Consider the following 16,222-nt stretch of genomic DNA (forward strand, 5'->3'; position numbering starts at 1 on the left):
AACTCGCATAGCCCACGGCAACCATGGCGTGCCGGGGGTCACGATCGCGCCGTCAGGCGCCTCCGGGCGGAGGAATGCGGATTCAGCGGACCTGATCGGCCCAGGCCGACCAGGCGTCACGCCACAGGTCGCCGGTCTCCGGGCGGGCGGTCTGCGGGCGGATGCCCTGCCGCTCCAGCCAGGCCTCCTGCGCGGGACGACTCGGCACGTCCTCGGACAGTCCGGTCGCATACAGCAGGGTCTCGCTGATCGCCCGCTCCCGCAGCCGCTCGTCCTCACGGAACCAGGCGGCATCCGTCTGCAGGCTGGTGAGGTGCGACAACAGGCTCTGGACCGCGACCTCCGCGACCGCCTCGGACTCGCCGGACAGCTCGGCCTGACGACGGATCGCCGACCGCCAGATCTCCGGCCAGGCCTGCGGCTGGCGCGGCGACGGACCACCCTCGTCGAGCCAGACGAGCGTCTCCCGGGCACTGCGCAGGACCGAGTGCACCAGCCGGCGATGCGGTTCACCCCCGGGATCCGCCGGCTCCCCCGCCGGCTCCGGCACCGGCCACTGCTGCCGGACCAGGGGCGCGTTCAGCATCGTCGCCACCATCGCGTCCGGCAGGGTGACAACCCGGAGATCAATCTCTGTCCGGTACGCCGTGAGGCCCACCTCGATGTCATCGAGAACCGCCCGAGCCGCCCACCAGTCGTCACCGGCGCGCACCACCCGGGCGGGCAGCTCCCGCCCGTCCAGGGTGATCGACGCCTCGGACTCGGTCCACGTCACGTCCGCGAACCGGATCCCGGCGATCCGCAGGTGATCCTTCAACGTCTCGCGCAGATCGGGCGTCGACCGGATCGTGCCCGTCCAGCACGCCGCCTCGACGCCGAGCCAGGACTCCTGCGGATCGCCGTACTCCACGGTCACCGCGATCAGCAGCTCGCCCGAGCTCTCCCACCCCTGGAACCGGGCATCCCCGCGGTCCGGCACCCCGAGCACCGGCAGCCGGCCCTCGGCGAGCCCGCGCCGCAACTCGGCACGCAGGTCCCGCCACCCGGGCTGCCGCGGCGCATCGAACCTCATGGCTCCATCCTCACGGATGATGCGAGCGGCGTCACCCTCCCCGCGGTCGACATCACCGCCCGGAAACGGGTAAGCCGGACGCATGACCGACACCACCATCATCACGCTGCGCCAAGCCTCGTCCGCCTACGCCGAGGCCGTGCGCACCACCCAGCGCTTCTTCGACCGGCTCGAGGACACCGACGACCCGGCCGTCCTCGCGGAGTACGCCGCGCTCGCCGAGCAGGAGAAGATCGCCGCGGAGAACCGTCTCGACGCGCTGGAGGCGGCGGGCATCGCGGCTCCGAGCATCGACAACAGCCCCGACGAGTAAGAGCCCGCGACCCCACGCCGGGCTCAGCCCCAGCAGCGCGTCACGGTTCGAGCTGGTCCTCATGGACGTTATTCGTGCCTCATAACGTCCATGAGGACCAGCCGGAGACGGTGAGCCGCGGTTCGAGCCCGGCCCGCGGCGGGCCTCGCGCGAGTTCGCACGGGCACGCGGGTGGTCACGGGCGGCTCACGGCCGTACGCGCGGAATCGTCTCGGCCTGGGCCAGAGCGAGGCCGAACCAGTCCTGCGGGTCGGACCACCAGTGCCGCAGGGCGAAGCCCGACGCGGCGAGTTCCGCGGTCAGCCCGGCCCGGCGGAACTTCGCGGAGATCTCGGTCCGCATCTCCTCACCCTCGGCGAAGGCCACGTCAAGATCAAGGTCCTTCACGTGTACGACCTGGTCCCGCCCCGAGCGCAGCCGCATCTCGATCCACTCCCGCTCCGGGTCCCAGACCGCGACGTGCTCGAACGCCGACGGATCGAAATCGGCCCGCAGCTCCCGGTTGATCACGCGCAGCACGTTCTTGTTGAACTCGGCGGTCACCCCGGCCGCGTCGTCGTAGGCGGGCACCAGCGTCCCGGGGTCCTTGACCAGGTCGGCGCCGAGCAGCAGCCACTCCCCCGGGTGCAGCGCCGAGCGCAGGTCGCCGAGGAACGCGGCGCGTTCGGACGGGACCAGGTTGCCGATCGTCCCGCCCAGGAACGCCACCACCCGGTTGTCCCCGTCGGGCAGCTGCCGCAGGTGGCGGGTCATGTCGCCGACCACGCCGGTGATCGCCAGGCCGGGGTAGGCGACGCCCAGCGCGTCGACCGCCTCGCGCAGGGCGGATTCGGACACGTCGAGCGGGACGAACGAGCCGAGCGTGCCCTGGCGCAGCATCGCGTCGAGCAGCAGCCGGGTCTTCTCCGACGAGCCGGAACCGAGCTCCACCAGGGTCTTGGCGTCGGTGAGCCGGGCGATCTCCGCCGCTGAGGACGCGAGGATCGCTCGTTCGGTCCGGGTCGGGTAGTACTCCGGCAGCCGGGTGATGTCCTCGAAGAGCCGGCTGCCCCGGGCGTCGTAGAACCACTTCGGCGGCAGCCTCTTCGGGGTGGCGGTGAGCCCGTCGCGCACGTCGGCGCGCAGCGATCGGGCCAGGTCACGCTCGTCGAGGTGCTTCTCCAGCGAGGTCACAGTTCTCCCATGGTCACGTCGGATCCGGTGGCGGTCAGCAGATGCCGGTCGGGCACCGGCCGCCAGGCGGGATGGTCGTCGAGCGGTTCGGAGGCGATCAGGACCGAGCCGGGCAGCACCCGGATCGACAGCGAGTGGCCGGCCGTGGTCGCCACGATGCGCTCGCCGTCGGTGAGCAGCAGGTTCAGGCGCGAGGTGGGCGAGATCCCGGAGATGTCGCCGACCAGCGAGCCGATCGCGTCCTCGGCGCTCTTGCCCGCGCGCAGCCGATGCCGGACGAGCGCGAACAAGGCCGCCGAGTCGGTCGGAGCGTCCAGGGTCAGCAGATCTTCGACCGGCAGCGCGGCGGCCGGCCCGGCGAGCGCACCCGGGAAGCCGCGCACGACGCCGTTGTGGCTGAACAGCCAGCGGTCGTGCCGGAAAGGGGCGGCAGCGGTCTCGACCACCGGCATGCCGGCCGTCGCCGAACGGACCGCGGCCAGGATCGCCCCCGACGTCGTCGCGGCCGCCAGCGCGGGCAGCGCCGCATCACTCCAGATCGGCATCGCCGACCGGTAACGGATGGGCTGATCGGAGCCGGGCGGGAACCAGCCGACCCCGAAGCCGTCGGCGTTGATCGTCCCGCCGCCGCGCATGTCCCGCGGCGCCCACGCCTGGTGGGCCAGCCCGTGCTCCGGGTCGAAGAGCAGCGACGACAGCGGCACGGGCGGACCCAGGTAGGCCAGGTGACGGCACATCAGGCGAGGGACCGGGCGCAGCGGAAGCCGCTGAAGATCTGCCGCCGGATCGGATGGTCCCAGTTGCGGAACGTCCCGCGGACGGCCGCCGCGTCGGTGCCGAACGAGCCGCCGCGCAGCACCTTGTAGTCGCCGCCGAAGAACACCTCGGAGTACTCCGCGTACGGGAACACGCAGAACCCCGGATATCCGTGCCAGTCCGACGACGTCCACTCCCAGACGTCGCCGATCAGCTGGTGCACGCCGAGCGGCGACGCGCCCGCCGGGTACGCCCCGACCGGCGCGGGCGCGAGGTGCCGCTGTCCCAGGTTGGCGTGCTCGGGGCCGGGCGGGTCGTCACCCCACGGGTAGCGGCGGGAGCGTCCGGTCTCCGGGTCCCAGCGGGCCGCCTTCTCCCACTCCACCTCGGTGGGCAGTCGTTTCCCGGCCCACGTCGCGTACGCCTCGGCCTCGAAGTAACCGACGTGCACGACCGGCTCGTCCTTGCGGACCGGCTCGACGCGGCCGAAACGGCGGTAGTGCCAGTCGGCGCCCTCCCGGAACCAGTGCATCGGCGCGGTCAGGCCCGCCTCGTTGCGGTGTGCCCAGCCCCGCGGCGACCACCAGCGCGGGTCGTCGTAACCCTCGGCGTCGATGAAGGCCAGGTAGTCGAGGTTGGTCACCGGCGCGGCGTCGATCAGGAAGGCCGGCACGTCGACAACATGGGCCGGCCGCTCGTTGTCCAGCGCCCACGGGTCGGTGTCGGTGCCCATCGTGAACGGCCCGGCGGGGATCAGCACCTCGCCGCGCACCCGGCGGTTGCCGGGCGGGGGCGGTGGCGCGGAGAGCACCGGCCCGCCGGCGCGCAGCTGATGCGTCGCGAGCATGGTCTCGTCGTGCTGCTGCTCGTGCTGCACGATCATCCCGAACGCGAACCCGCCGGCGAGCAGCGGCCGCTCGTCCAGCCGCACCCGGTCCAGCACGTCGAGCGCCTTGTCGCGGACCTGCGCGAGGTACCGCCGGGCCTCGGCCGGATCGAGCAGCGGCAGCGCCGGCCGGTCGCTGCGGGCGTGCTTGAACGCGTCGTAGAGATGGTCGATGTCCTGCCGGACCGGCTCCCGGCCGCCGACGTCCCGGACCAGCCACAGCTCCTCCTGGTTGCCGACGTGCGCCAGGTCCCAGACCAGCGGCGACATCAGCGGGGAGTGCTGCCGGGTCAGGTCGTCCTCGCCGACTGCGTCGGTGAGCAGGGCGGTGCGTGCCCGGCTCCGGGTCAGCTCCGCCGCGATCGCGTTCTTGTCAGGGGTCGTCATCACGCGCTTGCCTCCACGCCGGTTCTCGTTCGCAGCCGCCGGAGGATCCCGGCCAAGACCTTTTCCCGTACGGGCTCTGCCAGCCCTGTCCGCTCGATGTGCCGGCAGGCCAGCTCCGCGAGCCCGGTCGCGGCCGCCCGCACCACGGGATCGCCGAGCCCCTCCCGCGCCGCTTCCTCCCAGCGACCGGCGGCCGGGGCGGCGATCTCCCGCGCCTGCCCGGTGATCGCGTCGTCCGCCATCAGCGTCGCGACGACCGCGACCGGCGCGATCCACTGCTCGCCCGGCTGGGTGTCCAGGTAGCGGACCTCCAGGTAACCGCGGGGCCGCACCGGCGGGAACAGGGTGTTGAGGTGATAGTCCAGGTCGGCCACGGTGGGCGGCCGCCCGATCGGCCCGCTGCCGGCGAGCCAGTCGGCGAAGGTGAACCCGGGCGGGGCGTCCCAGACGTCACCGTCGCGGCGCACGCAGAGCAGCGGGGCGTCCAGCGCGTACCCCGACCAGTCCTTCGCCGGGTCGGGGCCGCCGCTGTGCGCCGGGGCGGTGCGCCGGGGATCGATGCCGTGCCACGCGGCCATCCGGGCGGAGGCCCAGCCGGTGTCCCGGCCGGCGTGCCGGCGCGAGTTCGCGAAGAGGGCCACCAGCGGCGGCCCGAACTCGTGCAGCGCCGCCCAGCGGGCCGCGACCGCGCCGGGCTCCCCCGCGTCCAGGCAGACCTGAAGGCCGGCGGTGCTGCCCATCATGTTCCGGCCGTGCTGGTCGAAGGCACGCTCCATCGCCGCGTACCGCGGGGTGTCGAGGATGCGGCGGGGCGCCCGGTGCGGGTCGATGCCGTGCTCGCCCAGCGCGATCCCGCTGCGGCCGAGCAGATCGGCGAGGCTGGCGTGATCGGCGGTGACGGCGGCGTGCAGGGCGGTCAGCGACTCCGCCGGAGCGGACGAGATCTCGACCTGGCCGCCGGGCTCGACGGTGACCGTGCCACCGGCGGGCAGTGGCCGGGGCTCCGGATTCCCGAGGCTGGCGGGCGCGTGCCCGCCGAGGGCGGCGCTCAGCTCCTCGGGCCGCAGGTACGCGGCCGGGTCACCGGCGCGGTGGGTGGTCCATTCCAGTTCGGCGCCGATCCATCGGGGCGGGCCGGTCTTGAAGCAGATGCCCTCGATGTGCTCGATCGCCGCCGCGGCGCCGTTCAGCACCGTGTCGCTCTTGCTCACACTTCCCCCCGGATGATTACGTAGAGTCATCGAAAAACTCCGATCCGCAGGAACCTCTCCGGACATTACCCGGATCGACGCCGATCCGCCGCTGGGGCCGGCACGGTTTCCCGGTGTTTCACGTCTCGTCCACCGGGTCTAAAAGTTCCGGAACCGGGGTGGGGTGCCGGAACCGGTTCCGGGCTGGAAGACTCCGTGACGTTCGTGTTTCACAGACCGTGCTTCGCGGTCACGACGACCGGAGGCCCGCGTGCCCGCCGACTTCCCCTATCTCGACCCCGCCCTGCGCGTGGAGCAGCGCGTCGACGACCTGCTCAGCCGCATGACGCTGCCCGAGAAGGTGGGGCAGATGCTGCAGCTGGACGCCCGCGGGGACCTGGCCGAGATCATCCAGGACAAGCTCGCCGGGTCGATCCTGCACACCTCGCCGGCCAAGCTGATCGAGGCGAGTGAGCTCCTGAGCCGTACCAGGCTGAAAATTCCGCTCCTCACGGCGGAGGACTGCATCCACGGCCACTCGTTCTGGCCGGGCGCCACGATCTTCCCCACCCAACTCGGCATGGCCGCTTCCTGGGACCCTGACCTGCTGGAACGGGTCGCACGGGTGACCGCGGTGGAGGCTTCCGCGACCGGCATCCACCAGACCTTCTCGCCTGTGTTGTGCATCACACGGGATCTGCGGTGGGGCCGGGTCGGCGAGACCTTCGGCGAGGACCCGCTGCTGATCAGCGACCTGGGCGCGGCCATGATCCGCGGCTACCAGGGCACCGGCCTGGCCGACCCGACCGGCATCCTGGCCACCGCCAAGCACTTCGCGGGGTATTCGGAGACGCTCGGCGGCCGCGACGCCACCGAGGCCGACATCAGCCGCCGGAAGTTGCGGTCGTGGTTCCTGCCGCCGTTCGAGCGGGCCGCCAAGGAGGGCTGCCGGATCTTCATGCTCGGCTACCAGTCGATGGACGGCGTGCCGATCACGGCCAACAAATGGCTGCTCAACGACGTGCTCAAGGGCGAGTGGGGCTTCACCGGCACGCTCGTGACCGACTGGGACAACGTCGGCCGGATGGTCTGGGAGCAGAAGGTGTGCGCCGACTACGCGGAGGCCGCCGCGGTCGCCGTCAAAGCCGGCAACGACCTGGTCATGACGACCCCGGGGTTCTTCGAGGGCGCGCAGGAGGCGATCCAGCGGGGCCTGCTCACCGAGGAGGACATCGACTCCGCCGTACGGCGGATCCTGCGCCTGAAGTTCGAGCTCGGTCTCTTCGAGAACCCGCGGACGCCGGACGCCGACCGCCAGCGCGAGGTCATCGGCCGCGCCGAGCACACCGAGCTGAACCTCGAAGTGGCCCGGCGCTCACTGGTCCTGCTCCGCAACGACGGGACGCTGCCGCTGGACGCCACGGCCGCCACCCGCCGGATCGCGGTGCTCGGCCCGAACGCCGACGACGTCTCCGCGCAGCTCGGCGACTGGGCCGGCAACTCCGGCCAGGTCACCTGGATGCCGGACGGGCACCCGCGCGAGCTGACCACGACCGTGCTGGACGGCATCCGGGCCACGGTCCCGGCCGGCTGGGAGGTCGTGCACGAGCGCGGCGCCGACGTCGAGCACCTGGTGCCGGACCCGGAAGGCGAGACGTTCCCGGACGGGCAGCCCCGCCCGTGGATCTCCGAGCCCGCGCCGGCCGACCCGGAGCGGATCGCCGCGGCGGCCCGCCTCGCGGCTGGCGCCGACTACGCGGTCGTGGTGGTCGGCGACACCGTCAACCTGGCCGGTGAGGGCTGCTCGACCGCCACGCTGGAGCTGATCGGCGGGCAGATCGCGCTGCTCGACGCGGTCGCCGCAACGGGCACGCCCACCATCGTCGTGCTGGTGAACTCCAAGCCGCTGTCCCTGCCCCCGTCCGCGCTCGGCGCGGCCGCGATCGTCCAGGCCTTCAACCCCGGCATGCGCGGCGGCCAGGCGCTCGCCGAGCTGCTGTTCGGGCTGATCGAGCCGAGCGGGCGCATGCCGGTCTCGGCCGCCCGGCACGTCGGGCAGCAGCCGATCTACTACAACCAGCTGCGCGGCCAGCACGGGACGCGCTACGCGGACCTGACGCAGGACCCGCTGTTCGCGTTCGGCGAAGGGCTCAGCTACACGACCGTCGTCTACGACGGGCTCGCCATCGGGGAGCCGGACGTGCCGGTCGACGGGACCGTGCGGGCGACCGTGCGGCTCTCGAACACCGGGACCCGGCCGGCGCTGGAAACCGTCCAGGCCTACGTGAGCGACCTGGTCACCAGCGTGACCTGGGCGCACCGGGAGCTGAAGGCGTACCGGCAGGTGACCGTGCCGCCCGGCGAGAGCGTGACGGTGGAGATCGAGATCCCGGCGGCGGACTGCACGCTGGTCACCGCGGACGGGCAGCGGGTCGTCGAGGCCGGCGACTTCGAGCTGCTGGTCGGGCCGAACTCGCGCCCGTCCGCCCTGCAGTCGGCGAAGTTCCGGCTGAGCTGACCTGCCTCGGACCGCCCGGCGGCATCTCGCCGGGCGGCTCCCGGCCGCCGGCCTCGCACCGCTCCGGGCGCATTGTCAGCGCGGTGCGTCCCGGGCGGCACGCCGCGATCCATCGGGCCGGGAAATCTGGCGCGCCGCGGCGACTCGGCGAAGATCGAAACCCAGTTTGCGGTACGTCGCCACGGCCGCCACATTCGAGTAGTCCGCCAGCAGAGCGACCCGTTCGCGACCGGCCAGCAGCTCGTCGGCGGCGAACGTGCACAGCGTGGCGGCCAGCCCCCGGCCCCGGGCGTCGGGGCGGGTCGTCACGCCGGCCAGGAAACCGATCTCGTCGGTGGACCAGGCGTCGGCGGCCACGGCGAGCAGCCGCCCGGCGGAGTCCCGTACGCCCGCCCAGCGGTGGACGCGCGGCTGACCGGGCCGGGCGTACGAGTCCGGGAACGACTCGTCGAGCAGAGCCGTCACCTCGGGCCATTCGTCCTCACCCAGCCATCGGGGACCGTTCCCGACCTGCCCGCCGACCGGCTCGGTGATCTCCATCCAGGCGAAGCGGGCGCTGAGCTCCAACTCGGGGACGCGGGCGACGACCGCGGCGACGAGATCCTCCGGACCGAACGGGCGGAACGTCGTACCCACCTCGGGAATGGCCTCGCGAACCAGGGCGGCCAGCGCATCCGGGTCGCCACTCATCACCAGGCGATCCCAGTGGGCGAGGCCCGCGCAGGCAACGACCGTCGCGGCGGGATGCCGGAAGATTCTGGCGTTCTCCGCGGCGGCGGCCCACCGTACAAAAGGATCTTGTTGAACCACGCGCCCATGGTGCCTTGCCGGAGTGACGACGTTCGCCCCGGGAGGCTTGGCGCGGATCCGGGAGGTGTCGCTTCGCCGGGACCTGCCAGAGTGGGCCGCGTGCCAAAGGTCCCTGTCGCCCGGTCCCGGTTCCTCCGCCGCCTGATCGTCCTCGCCGGCCTCGGCGCCGCGCTCGCCATGATCACCGTGGCGGCCGGCAACCTCTGGGTCCTGCGGGAATCGGCCGGGCAGCTCCACCCGGCGGCCGAGGTGCCCTCGGCACCGGTCGCCCTGGTCCTCGGTGCGCAGGTCAATCCCGACGGCGAGCCGTCCGCGTTCCTGGCCGCGCGGCTGGACCTCGCCCGGGACCTCTACCGGGCCGGCAAGGTCAAGGCGATCCTGGTCTCCGGCGATCACGCCGCCTGGTCCTACGACGAACCCGGCGCGATGATGGTCTACCTGGTCGCCCGCGGAGTCCCGGCGGACCGGATCGTGATGGATCACGCGGGATTCGACACCTACGACTCGTGCGCCCGCGCCCACCGGATCTTCGGGGTGCGCCAGGCCATCGTCGTCACCCAGTCCTTCCACGTCCCGCGGGCGGTGGCCCTCTGCCGCACCCTGGGCATCGAGAGCACCGGGGTCGGTGACGACACCGCCCGGGCCTACCGGCCGTTGTGGGCGCGGGGGCGGGTACGCGAGTGGGCGGCGGCGGTCAAGGCCGTCTGGGACGTGAGCATCCACCGCGACCCGGTCTTTCTTGGCCCGCACGAAACGGCGGTGGAGACCGCCGTAGCAAACGGCTGACCTGCCCCCGCTGCAAGTCACCCCGCTCGGGCAACGCCCGCCGCCGGTCACCGCCCACACCCCGCCGGTCACCGCCCACACCCTGCCGGTCACTGCGCTCACCACGCAACGCCGCCGCCGGTCACCGCCCGGCCGCCACCCACACCCCCGCCGCCGGTCACCCCGCTCGGCTGGTGCCCACGGGTGCTTCAGCGCTCCATCACACCCGCCAACACCAGCCGGACAGCCCGAGCTGGCACTCACGGGTGCTTCCCGGGCTGATAGCACCCGTCAGCACCAGCCCGGCAGCCCGAGCAGGCGCGCGACCGCAATCGGCACCCGCAGCACGTAGCACATGATCAAAGGCGGACACCCGGCCTCGATAGGCGGCGGTCAGGACACGGGGCCCAGGTGACGGCGGACGGCGGCCGGGGCGTCAGCGGCGGGCCCCTCCCAGGCGACGTGACCGTCGGGGCGGATCAGCGCGGCCACCCCCGAGGGAGTTCCCGGCGCGGCGATGCGCAGGCGATCCTCGTACGCGGGAAGGGTCTGATCCTCCGCGATCAGGACGTGCCGGCCGGAACGGAGCGCCTCGTAGAGACGAGTGCCATCACGCAGGGTCAGATCTGCCGCGCGCGGCGCGCCCGGGTAGTCGATGCCGACGCCGGAGAGGATGCCCGCGGCCTTGTGCATCACGGGCGGCAGGGACATGAGCGCGGACCCGGCCGTGTCCCGCGCGAAGCGCCCACCCGCCGAGCGGATCATCGCGAGCCGGATGATCGCGCCGCTGCTGCGCAGGACCATCCTGCCGACCGGGTGGCGTTCGGCCTGGTAGGAGTCGAGCAGCCCGGCCGGCGCCCAGCCCTGGATCGTGGCGGCGAGTTTCCACGAGAGGTTCGCGGCGTCCTGCAGGCCGGTGTTCATGCCCTGGCCGCCGGCCGGCGAGTGGACGTGCGCGGCGTCGCCGGCGAGGAGGATCCGGCCCGCGCGGTACGACGGGGCCTGCCGCTCGTCGCTGTGGAAACGCGACATCCAGCGACTCTCCGTGATGCCGAAGTCGGTGCCGAGCGCACGTAGCGTGACCTCGCGGATCTCGTCGAGGGTGACCGGTTCCTGATCGCTGACCTGGTGACGACGGTCCCAGGCGAAGATCCGGTGCCAGCCGTCGCCGAACGGGGCGACGAACGCGAAGGCGTCCCCGACCGCGTTGACGGCGAGCACGTCGGCCGGCGGGGTGGCCAGGCGCACGTCGGCGAGCATGATCGACGTGAGCACGGACCGGCCGGGGAAGGGCAGCCCGGCCGCCTGACGGACGGCGCTGTGCACCCCGTCGGCGCCGACGATCCAGTCCGCCGTGACGACGCGGTCAGCGAAGATCAGGGAATCGCCGGTCACCCCGGTCACCTCGGCGCCGCGGACGAACCGCGCGCCGGCCTTCAGCGCACGCTCCTCCAGCAGTCGCTCGACGTTGTACTGCGGGGTGATCAGCAGGAACGGGAACCGGCTCGGCAGGGAGACGAGGTCGACCCGGATCCGGTCGAACAGGCGCAGCCGCGAGATCTCGGCCCCGGTCGCGATCAGCTCGTCGGCCAGGCCGCGGGCGTCGAGCACCTCGAGGGTGCGGGCGTGGACGCCGAACGCCCGGGTCAGGTTGGACGTCTCGGACCGACGCTCGAAAACGGTCACGTCGATCCCGGCTCGGGCCAGGTCCCCGGCCAGCAGCAGGCCGGTCGGGCCGGCTCCGACGATCGCCACGGTGGTGTGCATGACCTCTCCTGTCAACAGTTGTTGGCCAACACTTGTTGACAACAGTAGGAGCAGCCATGGCGGGTGTCAACGCTTGTTGGCATGATGGGGACATGACAGCACCACGCCGCTCCGACGCCACCCGCGCCGCGATCCTGACCGCCGCCCGGGAACGGTTCGCCGCCGACGGCTTCGAGCGGGCCACCATCCGGGCCATCGCCGCCGACGCGAGCATCGACCCGTCCCTGGTCATGCGCTACTACGGGAACAAGGAGAAGCTGTTCGCGGCCGCCGCCGAGTTCGATCTGCGCCTGCCCGACCTCGACGGGGTGCCGCCGGAGGGCTGGGGCGCCGCGATGGTGGCGCACTTCCTGGACCGCTGGGCCGGCGACGAGAAACTGCTCGCGCTGCTGCGCTCCGGGGTCACCCACGAGGCCGCCGCCGAGCGGATGCGGGAGATCTTCGCCGCCCAGGTGGGCCCGCTCGCCGCCCGGCTCGCGCCCGACCCGGCCTCGGCCGCGACCCGGGCCGGGCTCATCGCCACGCAGATCCTCGGCTTCGCGCTGTGCCGCTTCGTGCTGCGCCTGCCCCCGGTCGTCGACCTGGACCGGGACGCGGCGATCGCCTGGCTCGGCCCGACCGTGCAGCGCTACCTGCACGACAGCGTGTGACATCGATGAGCATGGACATCTCGGCCGGGGTGGACGAGAGTGGCACGCATGACGAGACGGCGTGTGCTCCTGTCCGCCGCGGTGGCGGCGCCCCTGCTCACCCCGGCACAAGCCGCGCAGGCGGCAGGCCCGCGACGGCGTCCGCCCGACGCCGGGCTACGGGCCGTGCTGCGGGAGATCGACGAGAAGAGGATCGAGGCGACGGTACGCCGGCTGGCCGCCTTCGGGACCCGGCACACCCTCTCCGCGCAGGACGACCCGGCGCGCGGCATCGGTGCGGCTCGCGACTGGATCCATGAACAATTCCGGACGTACGCCGAAGCCTCGCAAGGCCGGATGACCGTCGAGCTGCAGTCGTTCGTCCAGCCGGTCTCCCCGCGCGTCCCCACGCCCACCGTGATCACCAACGTGATCGCGACCCTGCGCGGCAGCGTCACCCCGGAGCGGATCTACGTCGTCACCGGCCACTACGACTCGCGCGCCACCGACGTCCTCGACTTCACCAGCGACGCCCCGGGCGCTGACGACGACGCCTCCGGGGTGGCCGTCGTCCTCGAGCTGGCCCGCGTCCTGGCCCGGCGAGAGCCGGAGGCGACCCTGGTCCTCGCCGCGGTCGCTGGTGAGGAGCAGGGACTTTACGGCTCCGACCACCTGGCCCAGGCCTACAAGGACGCCGGGGCGGACATCCAGGGCATGTTCAGCAACGACATCGTGGGGACCGGTGACGCCCACGACGGCAGCCGTCCCGCGCCGCACACCGTCCGGCTCTTCGTCGAGGGCGTGCCCACCGCGGAGACCACGGCCGAGGGGAACGCCCGGCGCAGCGTCGGCGGGGAGAACGACGGCGCGTCCCGGCAGCTCGGGCGGCACGTGAGCGAGGTCGCGGCGAACCCGCACACCGGCATGGACGTGCGCGTCGTCTGGCGGCGCGACCGCTACCTGCGCGGCAGCGACCACGTGTCGTTCCTGCTCAGGGGCTACCCGGCGGGGCGTTTCACCGAGCCGCGGGAGAACTTCGACCACGAGCACCAGGACGTCAGGGTCGTCGACGGCGTGCAGTTCGGCGACCTCGTCGAGTTCTGCGACTTCGGCTACATCGCCCGCGTCGCGCGCGTGAACGCGGCCACGCTGTGGACCCTCGCGAACGCCCCCGGCACGCCGAAGAACGTCGTCATCGACACCACCCTGCTCACCAACGCGACGACACTGCGCTGGACCCTCGGCACCGAGCCCGACCTGGCCGGCTACGAGGTGGTCTGGCGGGAGACGACCGCGCCCGACTGGACCCACGCCGTGACCGTCGGCAAGGTCGCGACGGCCACCGTCGACGTTTCCAAGGACAACGTGCAATTCGGCGTACGGGCGGTGGACACTTCCGGACACCGCAGTCCCGCGGCAGCGCCGAAGCCGTCGTCCTGATAGATTCGCGTCGAGATCCGTACACCCCGCGCGTGATCCCCGAGTGCTCGAAAGAGTGAAGCCAATGACTGCCCCGGTGCCCACCAGTGGCTTCCTGCTTCCCTCTTTCGTTCGTGAGCCCTCGGAAGGGTCATCCCACCATGGATCTGCGCATTCAGCGCTCTGTCGTCGCCAACCTGCGTAACCGGCCGAACCCGGTCGTCTCCGGGCCGTTCGTGCTCGGGCTGGACCTGAGCACCGACAGTCCCCACATCAACTACGCGACGCCGGTCCCCGGCATCGAGATCACCGCGAGAGACGTCAGCGGACTGGTCCAGGCGTTCGGTGCTCGCAAACCCCGCTTGGAGTACGTCGTCAGCTGCGCTCCCGAGCTGGAGAAGCTGCTGCTCGACGAGGGTTTCACCGTCGAGTCCCGCACCGAGTACCTGATCTGCACGCCGTCGACCCTCGCCGTCCCACCGGCCCCGGAGGGCTTCGCGCTCTTCGAGCCGACGACCGACGACGAGTTCGCCGGAATGATCTCCGCACAGAACGAGGCGTTCGGCGGCGGGTTCAGCGCCACCGCGGCGGACGTCGACCGGTACCGGCGCAACCGCTCGGCGGGCGCGGTGCTGATCGCCGCCCGGACGGCGGACGGGCAGTACGCCGGCGGCGGCACCGCTGTCGCGCCCGCCGAAGGGCTCAGCGAGGTCGCCGGCATCGCCGTCCGCCCCCAGTTCCGCCGGCGCGGCCTGGCCGGCGCGATCACCGCCGCGATCACGTCACGATTGTTCGCGGCCGGCGGTGACGTGGCCTGGCTGGAGGCATCCGGCGAGGACTCCTGGCGAGTCTACGAGCGGGTCGGCTTCCGCCCCGCCGGCCAGCGCCTCTATATCGCCAAGTAGTCGGCCAGCGAACCGCTGTCCAGCTGAGTGACGTCCCCGCCGTTGTCCAGTGCGCCCTCCAGCAGGGCGGCCAATGAGGTCGCGCAGACCCGGACCTCGGCGGGGTCGTCCAGCATCAGCCGGCCCTGCCAGCGCGCGACGAACCAGTACCGGCGCTCGCTGCCGAACTCGCCGGCCACGGACACGAACCGGTCGTCACCGAGGTCGAAGATCGGCGAAGCCCACCACTCACCTCCGGTGCCGTTGCCGAGATCAGCCAGGTCGACGAACCCGCGCAGTCGCCAGGCGCCGTCGAACAGGGTCCCCGACGCGAATCGCCGGTACAACGCGTTCAGGTCCGCGGAGTCGACCCACGGCAGGAACTCCGCCGGGGCGCCCATCCGGCCCTCGCGCCCGACCCGGTTGAGCATCTCGTCCAACTCGGGGACACCGCGGGTGAGATGACAGCCCACGACCGGCCGTAGCGAGCCGTCGCTCTCCTGCGCAACCGCAACCACCCCGGCATTCAGGGCCAACAGGCTCGTCTGACCGGTGACCCGATTCTCGTAGGCCACCTTCACCCGGGACAGGGTGGCCGGCACATCGAGGGTCACGATCCCCGGGCCCGTCATGTCGTCGATCGGGAGGTCGAGCAGCGGATTGGGCTCGTCCTCGTCGCCCAGATACGGATAGAGGCGGGTGATCCAGCCGGGTGCCCGGTCGCCTCCGGACGCACTGCGCAACTTGAGGATCCGCTGCCAGAAGGACCGGTCCGCGTCGCCCCTGGACGCCCGCACGAAGTGATCGGCGATCGGGGCCAGCGAACGGCACCACTTCTCCAGGCCGAGATCCATCGCGGCGAGCCGGTCCACCCGCTCCCGGATCACGGTCCAGTCCTCGACCGTGCCGGTCAGGGTGATCGACGGGATGCCGCAGAGTGTCACCACGCGGTAGGCGAAGTACGACGACCAGGCGTCCATCAGCACCACCCGTCCGGCCATCCGATCGACGGCGGAACTGGTCGAGAAGCCGACGGTGAAGACTTCGCCGAAGCTGTCCGGAAGCTTCGCCTCGAACGCGGCCACCACCTCGGGCCAGTCCGGCGCGCCGGAGATGACGACGGTGAGCAGTTCACGACCCCGATGGCCGACCAGACGATCACGGAGTCGGTCGGCGTGCACGCGCAGGTGCCGGGCGACGCCCTGCAGCACGGTCAGCCAGACCACGTCCGGGGACAGGGTCAGCGGCCGGTGGTCCGAGAACGCCCGCGTCACCGCGCCGAGCAGCGGATGGATGCCGGTGGGCTTCAGCACGCGCAGGTCCGGATCTCCGCCGGTCCACAGGGCGTCCTCGTGCAGCCCGGCGAGCGAGCGCGTGGGCAGGAGACCCGTGGCGGGGGTGACGGCATCGACCGGGAAAGTGATCATCGGACACATGGTGGCAGCCTGACCACGAGTGGCGCAGCCCTGGCCACGGAGCCTGGCACGCCTCGGACCCCAGCGGGACGCACGGTCCGGGCTGGCTCTCATGGGCGCTATTCGTGCCTCATAGCGCCCATGAGAGCCAGCCCGGACCGGGAGCCGCGGGATTGCGTGAGTTCAGCGGGGCTCGCGCAGGGGGCTGGGCGGGCGCGCACGGACGACGTACGGGAAA

14 protein-coding genes are annotated in these 16,222 nt (G+C 72.2%); 6 read left to right on the plus strand and 8 right to left on the minus strand.

What is annotated here, in order from left to right:
- Nucleotides 1–82 precede the first annotated feature (82 nt).
- Nucleotides 83–1,072 (minus strand): hypothetical protein, encoded by a 990-nt coding sequence (locus Acy02nite_RS18145; protein ID WP_203742101.1) that lies wholly within the window; start codon nucleotides 1,070–1,072, stop codon nucleotides 83–85.
- A gap of 82 nt (nucleotides 1,073–1,154) precedes the next feature.
- On the opposite strand from Acy02nite_RS18145, the gene Acy02nite_RS18150 reads away from it, so the two are divergent.
- A complete protein-coding gene (locus Acy02nite_RS18150) occupies nucleotides 1,155–1,385 on the plus strand; it encodes a hypothetical protein (RefSeq protein ID WP_203742102.1) in 231 nt (76 codons plus the stop codon).
- A gap of 186 nt (nucleotides 1,386–1,571) precedes the next feature.
- Here Acy02nite_RS18150 and egtD read toward each other — a convergent pair whose 3' ends face one another.
- The 4 genes from egtD to egtA are packed head-to-tail and all read right to left on the minus strand — an operon-like array spanning nucleotide 1,572 to nucleotide 5,828.
- Nucleotides 1,572–2,558, minus strand: a complete 987-nt coding sequence (egtD, locus tag Acy02nite_RS18155) for an L-histidine N(alpha)-methyltransferase (RefSeq protein WP_203742103.1) — start codon at nucleotides 2,556–2,558, stop codon at nucleotides 1,572–1,574.
- Nucleotides 2,555–3,295 (minus strand): ergothioneine biosynthesis protein EgtC, encoded by a 741-nt coding sequence (gene egtC / locus Acy02nite_RS18160; protein ID WP_203742104.1) that lies wholly within the window; start codon nucleotides 3,293–3,295, stop codon nucleotides 2,555–2,557. Before egtC ends, egtD begins: the two co-directional genes overlap by 4 nt.
- Nucleotides 3,295–4,587: an ergothioneine biosynthesis protein EgtB gene (egtB, locus tag Acy02nite_RS18165; RefSeq protein ID WP_203742528.1), complete on the minus strand. Its 1,293-nt coding sequence runs from the start codon at nucleotides 4,585–4,587 to the stop codon at nucleotides 3,295–3,297. The genes egtC and egtB overlap by 1 nt, the downstream gene beginning before the upstream one ends.
- On the minus strand, nucleotides 4,587–5,828 hold the full coding sequence (gene egtA, locus Acy02nite_RS18170) for an ergothioneine biosynthesis glutamate--cysteine ligase EgtA (protein ID WP_203742105.1): 1,242 nt from the start codon (nucleotides 5,826–5,828) through the stop codon (nucleotides 4,587–4,589). The genes egtB and egtA overlap by 1 nt, the downstream gene beginning before the upstream one ends.
- 220 nt (nucleotides 5,829–6,048) lie before the next feature.
- Between egtA and Acy02nite_RS18175 the strand changes: the two genes are divergently transcribed.
- Nucleotides 6,049–8,295, plus strand: a complete 2,247-nt coding sequence (locus tag Acy02nite_RS18175) for an exo-beta-d-1,3/1,6-glucosidase (RefSeq protein ID WP_203742106.1) — start codon at nucleotides 6,049–6,051, stop codon at nucleotides 8,293–8,295.
- Nucleotides 8,296–8,370: 75 nt separating this feature from the next.
- Here Acy02nite_RS18175 and Acy02nite_RS18180 read toward each other — a convergent pair whose 3' ends face one another.
- Complete coding sequence (locus tag Acy02nite_RS18180) at nucleotides 8,371–9,105, minus strand: GNAT family N-acetyltransferase (protein ID WP_203742107.1); 735 nt, start codon at nucleotides 9,103–9,105, stop codon at nucleotides 8,371–8,373.
- 99 nt (nucleotides 9,106–9,204) lie between these two features.
- On the opposite strand from Acy02nite_RS18180, the gene Acy02nite_RS18185 reads away from it, so the two are divergent.
- Nucleotides 9,205–9,891, plus strand: coding sequence for a SanA/YdcF family protein (locus Acy02nite_RS18185; protein WP_425548171.1), 687 nt, complete (start codon nucleotides 9,205–9,207; stop codon nucleotides 9,889–9,891).
- Nucleotides 9,892–10,263: 372 nt separating this feature from the next.
- Here the strand turns inward: Acy02nite_RS18185 and Acy02nite_RS18190 are convergent, their stop codons facing one another.
- Nucleotides 10,264–11,637, minus strand: coding sequence for an FAD-dependent monooxygenase (locus Acy02nite_RS18190; RefSeq protein ID WP_203742108.1), 1,374 nt, complete (start codon nucleotides 11,635–11,637; stop codon nucleotides 10,264–10,266).
- 92 nt (nucleotides 11,638–11,729) lie between these two features.
- Here Acy02nite_RS18190 and Acy02nite_RS18195 point away from each other — a divergent pair, with 92 nt between their 5' ends.
- The 3 genes from Acy02nite_RS18195 to Acy02nite_RS18205 all read left to right on the plus strand — a co-directional run bounded on the left by Acy02nite_RS18195 (nucleotide 11,730) and on the right by Acy02nite_RS18205 (nucleotide 14,590).
- Nucleotides 11,730–12,287, plus strand: coding sequence for a TetR/AcrR family transcriptional regulator (locus Acy02nite_RS18195; protein ID WP_203742109.1), 558 nt, complete (start codon nucleotides 11,730–11,732; stop codon nucleotides 12,285–12,287).
- A 48-nt stretch (nucleotides 12,288–12,335) separates the two neighbouring features.
- Nucleotides 12,336–13,706 (plus strand): M20/M25/M40 family metallo-hydrolase, encoded by a 1,371-nt coding sequence (locus Acy02nite_RS18200; protein WP_203742110.1) that lies wholly within the window; start codon nucleotides 12,336–12,338, stop codon nucleotides 13,704–13,706.
- A gap of 140 nt (nucleotides 13,707–13,846) precedes the next feature.
- A complete protein-coding gene (locus Acy02nite_RS18205) occupies nucleotides 13,847–14,590 on the plus strand; it encodes a GNAT family N-acetyltransferase (protein ID WP_203742112.1) in 744 nt (247 codons plus the stop codon).
- Here the strand turns inward: Acy02nite_RS18205 and Acy02nite_RS18210 are convergent.
- Entirely contained in the window at nucleotides 14,575–15,996 is a 1,422-nt protein-coding gene (locus tag Acy02nite_RS18210; protein WP_203742113.1) for a DUF4419 domain-containing protein, read from the minus strand. The genes Acy02nite_RS18205 and Acy02nite_RS18210 overlap by 16 nt on opposite strands.
- Between the last annotated feature and the right edge of the window lie 226 nt (nucleotides 15,997–16,222).

It is taken from the genome of Actinoplanes cyaneus (assembly GCF_016862095.1).
GTDB classification, from domain to species: Bacteria; Actinomycetota; Actinomycetes; order Mycobacteriales; family Micromonosporaceae; genus Actinoplanes; species Actinoplanes cyaneus.

Excerpts from the sequence above, each read along its gene's own strand:
- Acy02nite_RS18145 (WP_203742101.1), bottom strand. The coding sequence starts at position 1,072 with ATGAGGTTCGATGCGCCGCGGCAGCCCGGGTGGCGGGACCTGCGTGCC.
- Acy02nite_RS18150 (WP_203742102.1), top strand. The coding sequence starts at position 1,155 with ATGACCGACACCACCATCATCACGCTGCGCCAAGCCTCGTCCGCCTAC.
- egtC (WP_203742104.1), bottom strand. The coding sequence starts at position 3,295 with ATGTGCCGTCACCTGGCCTACCTGGGTCCGCCCGTGCCGCTGTCGTCG.
- egtB (WP_203742528.1), bottom strand. The coding sequence starts at position 4,587 with ATGACGACCCCTGACAAGAACGCGATCGCGGCGGAGCTGACCCGGAGC.
- egtA (WP_203742105.1), bottom strand. The coding sequence starts at position 5,828 with ATGACTCTACGTAATCATCCGGGGGGAAGTGTGAGCAAGAGCGACACG.
- Acy02nite_RS18190 (WP_203742108.1), bottom strand. The coding sequence starts at position 11,637 with ATGCACACCACCGTGGCGATCGTCGGAGCCGGCCCGACCGGCCTGCTG.
- Acy02nite_RS18195 (WP_203742109.1), top strand. The coding sequence starts at position 11,730 with ATGACAGCACCACGCCGCTCCGACGCCACCCGCGCCGCGATCCTGACC.
- Acy02nite_RS18200 (WP_203742110.1), top strand. The coding sequence starts at position 12,336 with ATGACGAGACGGCGTGTGCTCCTGTCCGCCGCGGTGGCGGCGCCCCTG.
- Acy02nite_RS18205 (WP_203742112.1), top strand. The coding sequence starts at position 13,847 with ATGGATCTGCGCATTCAGCGCTCTGTCGTCGCCAACCTGCGTAACCGG.
- Acy02nite_RS18210 (WP_203742113.1), bottom strand. The coding sequence starts at position 15,996 with ATGATCACTTTCCCGGTCGATGCCGTCACCCCCGCCACGGGTCTCCTG.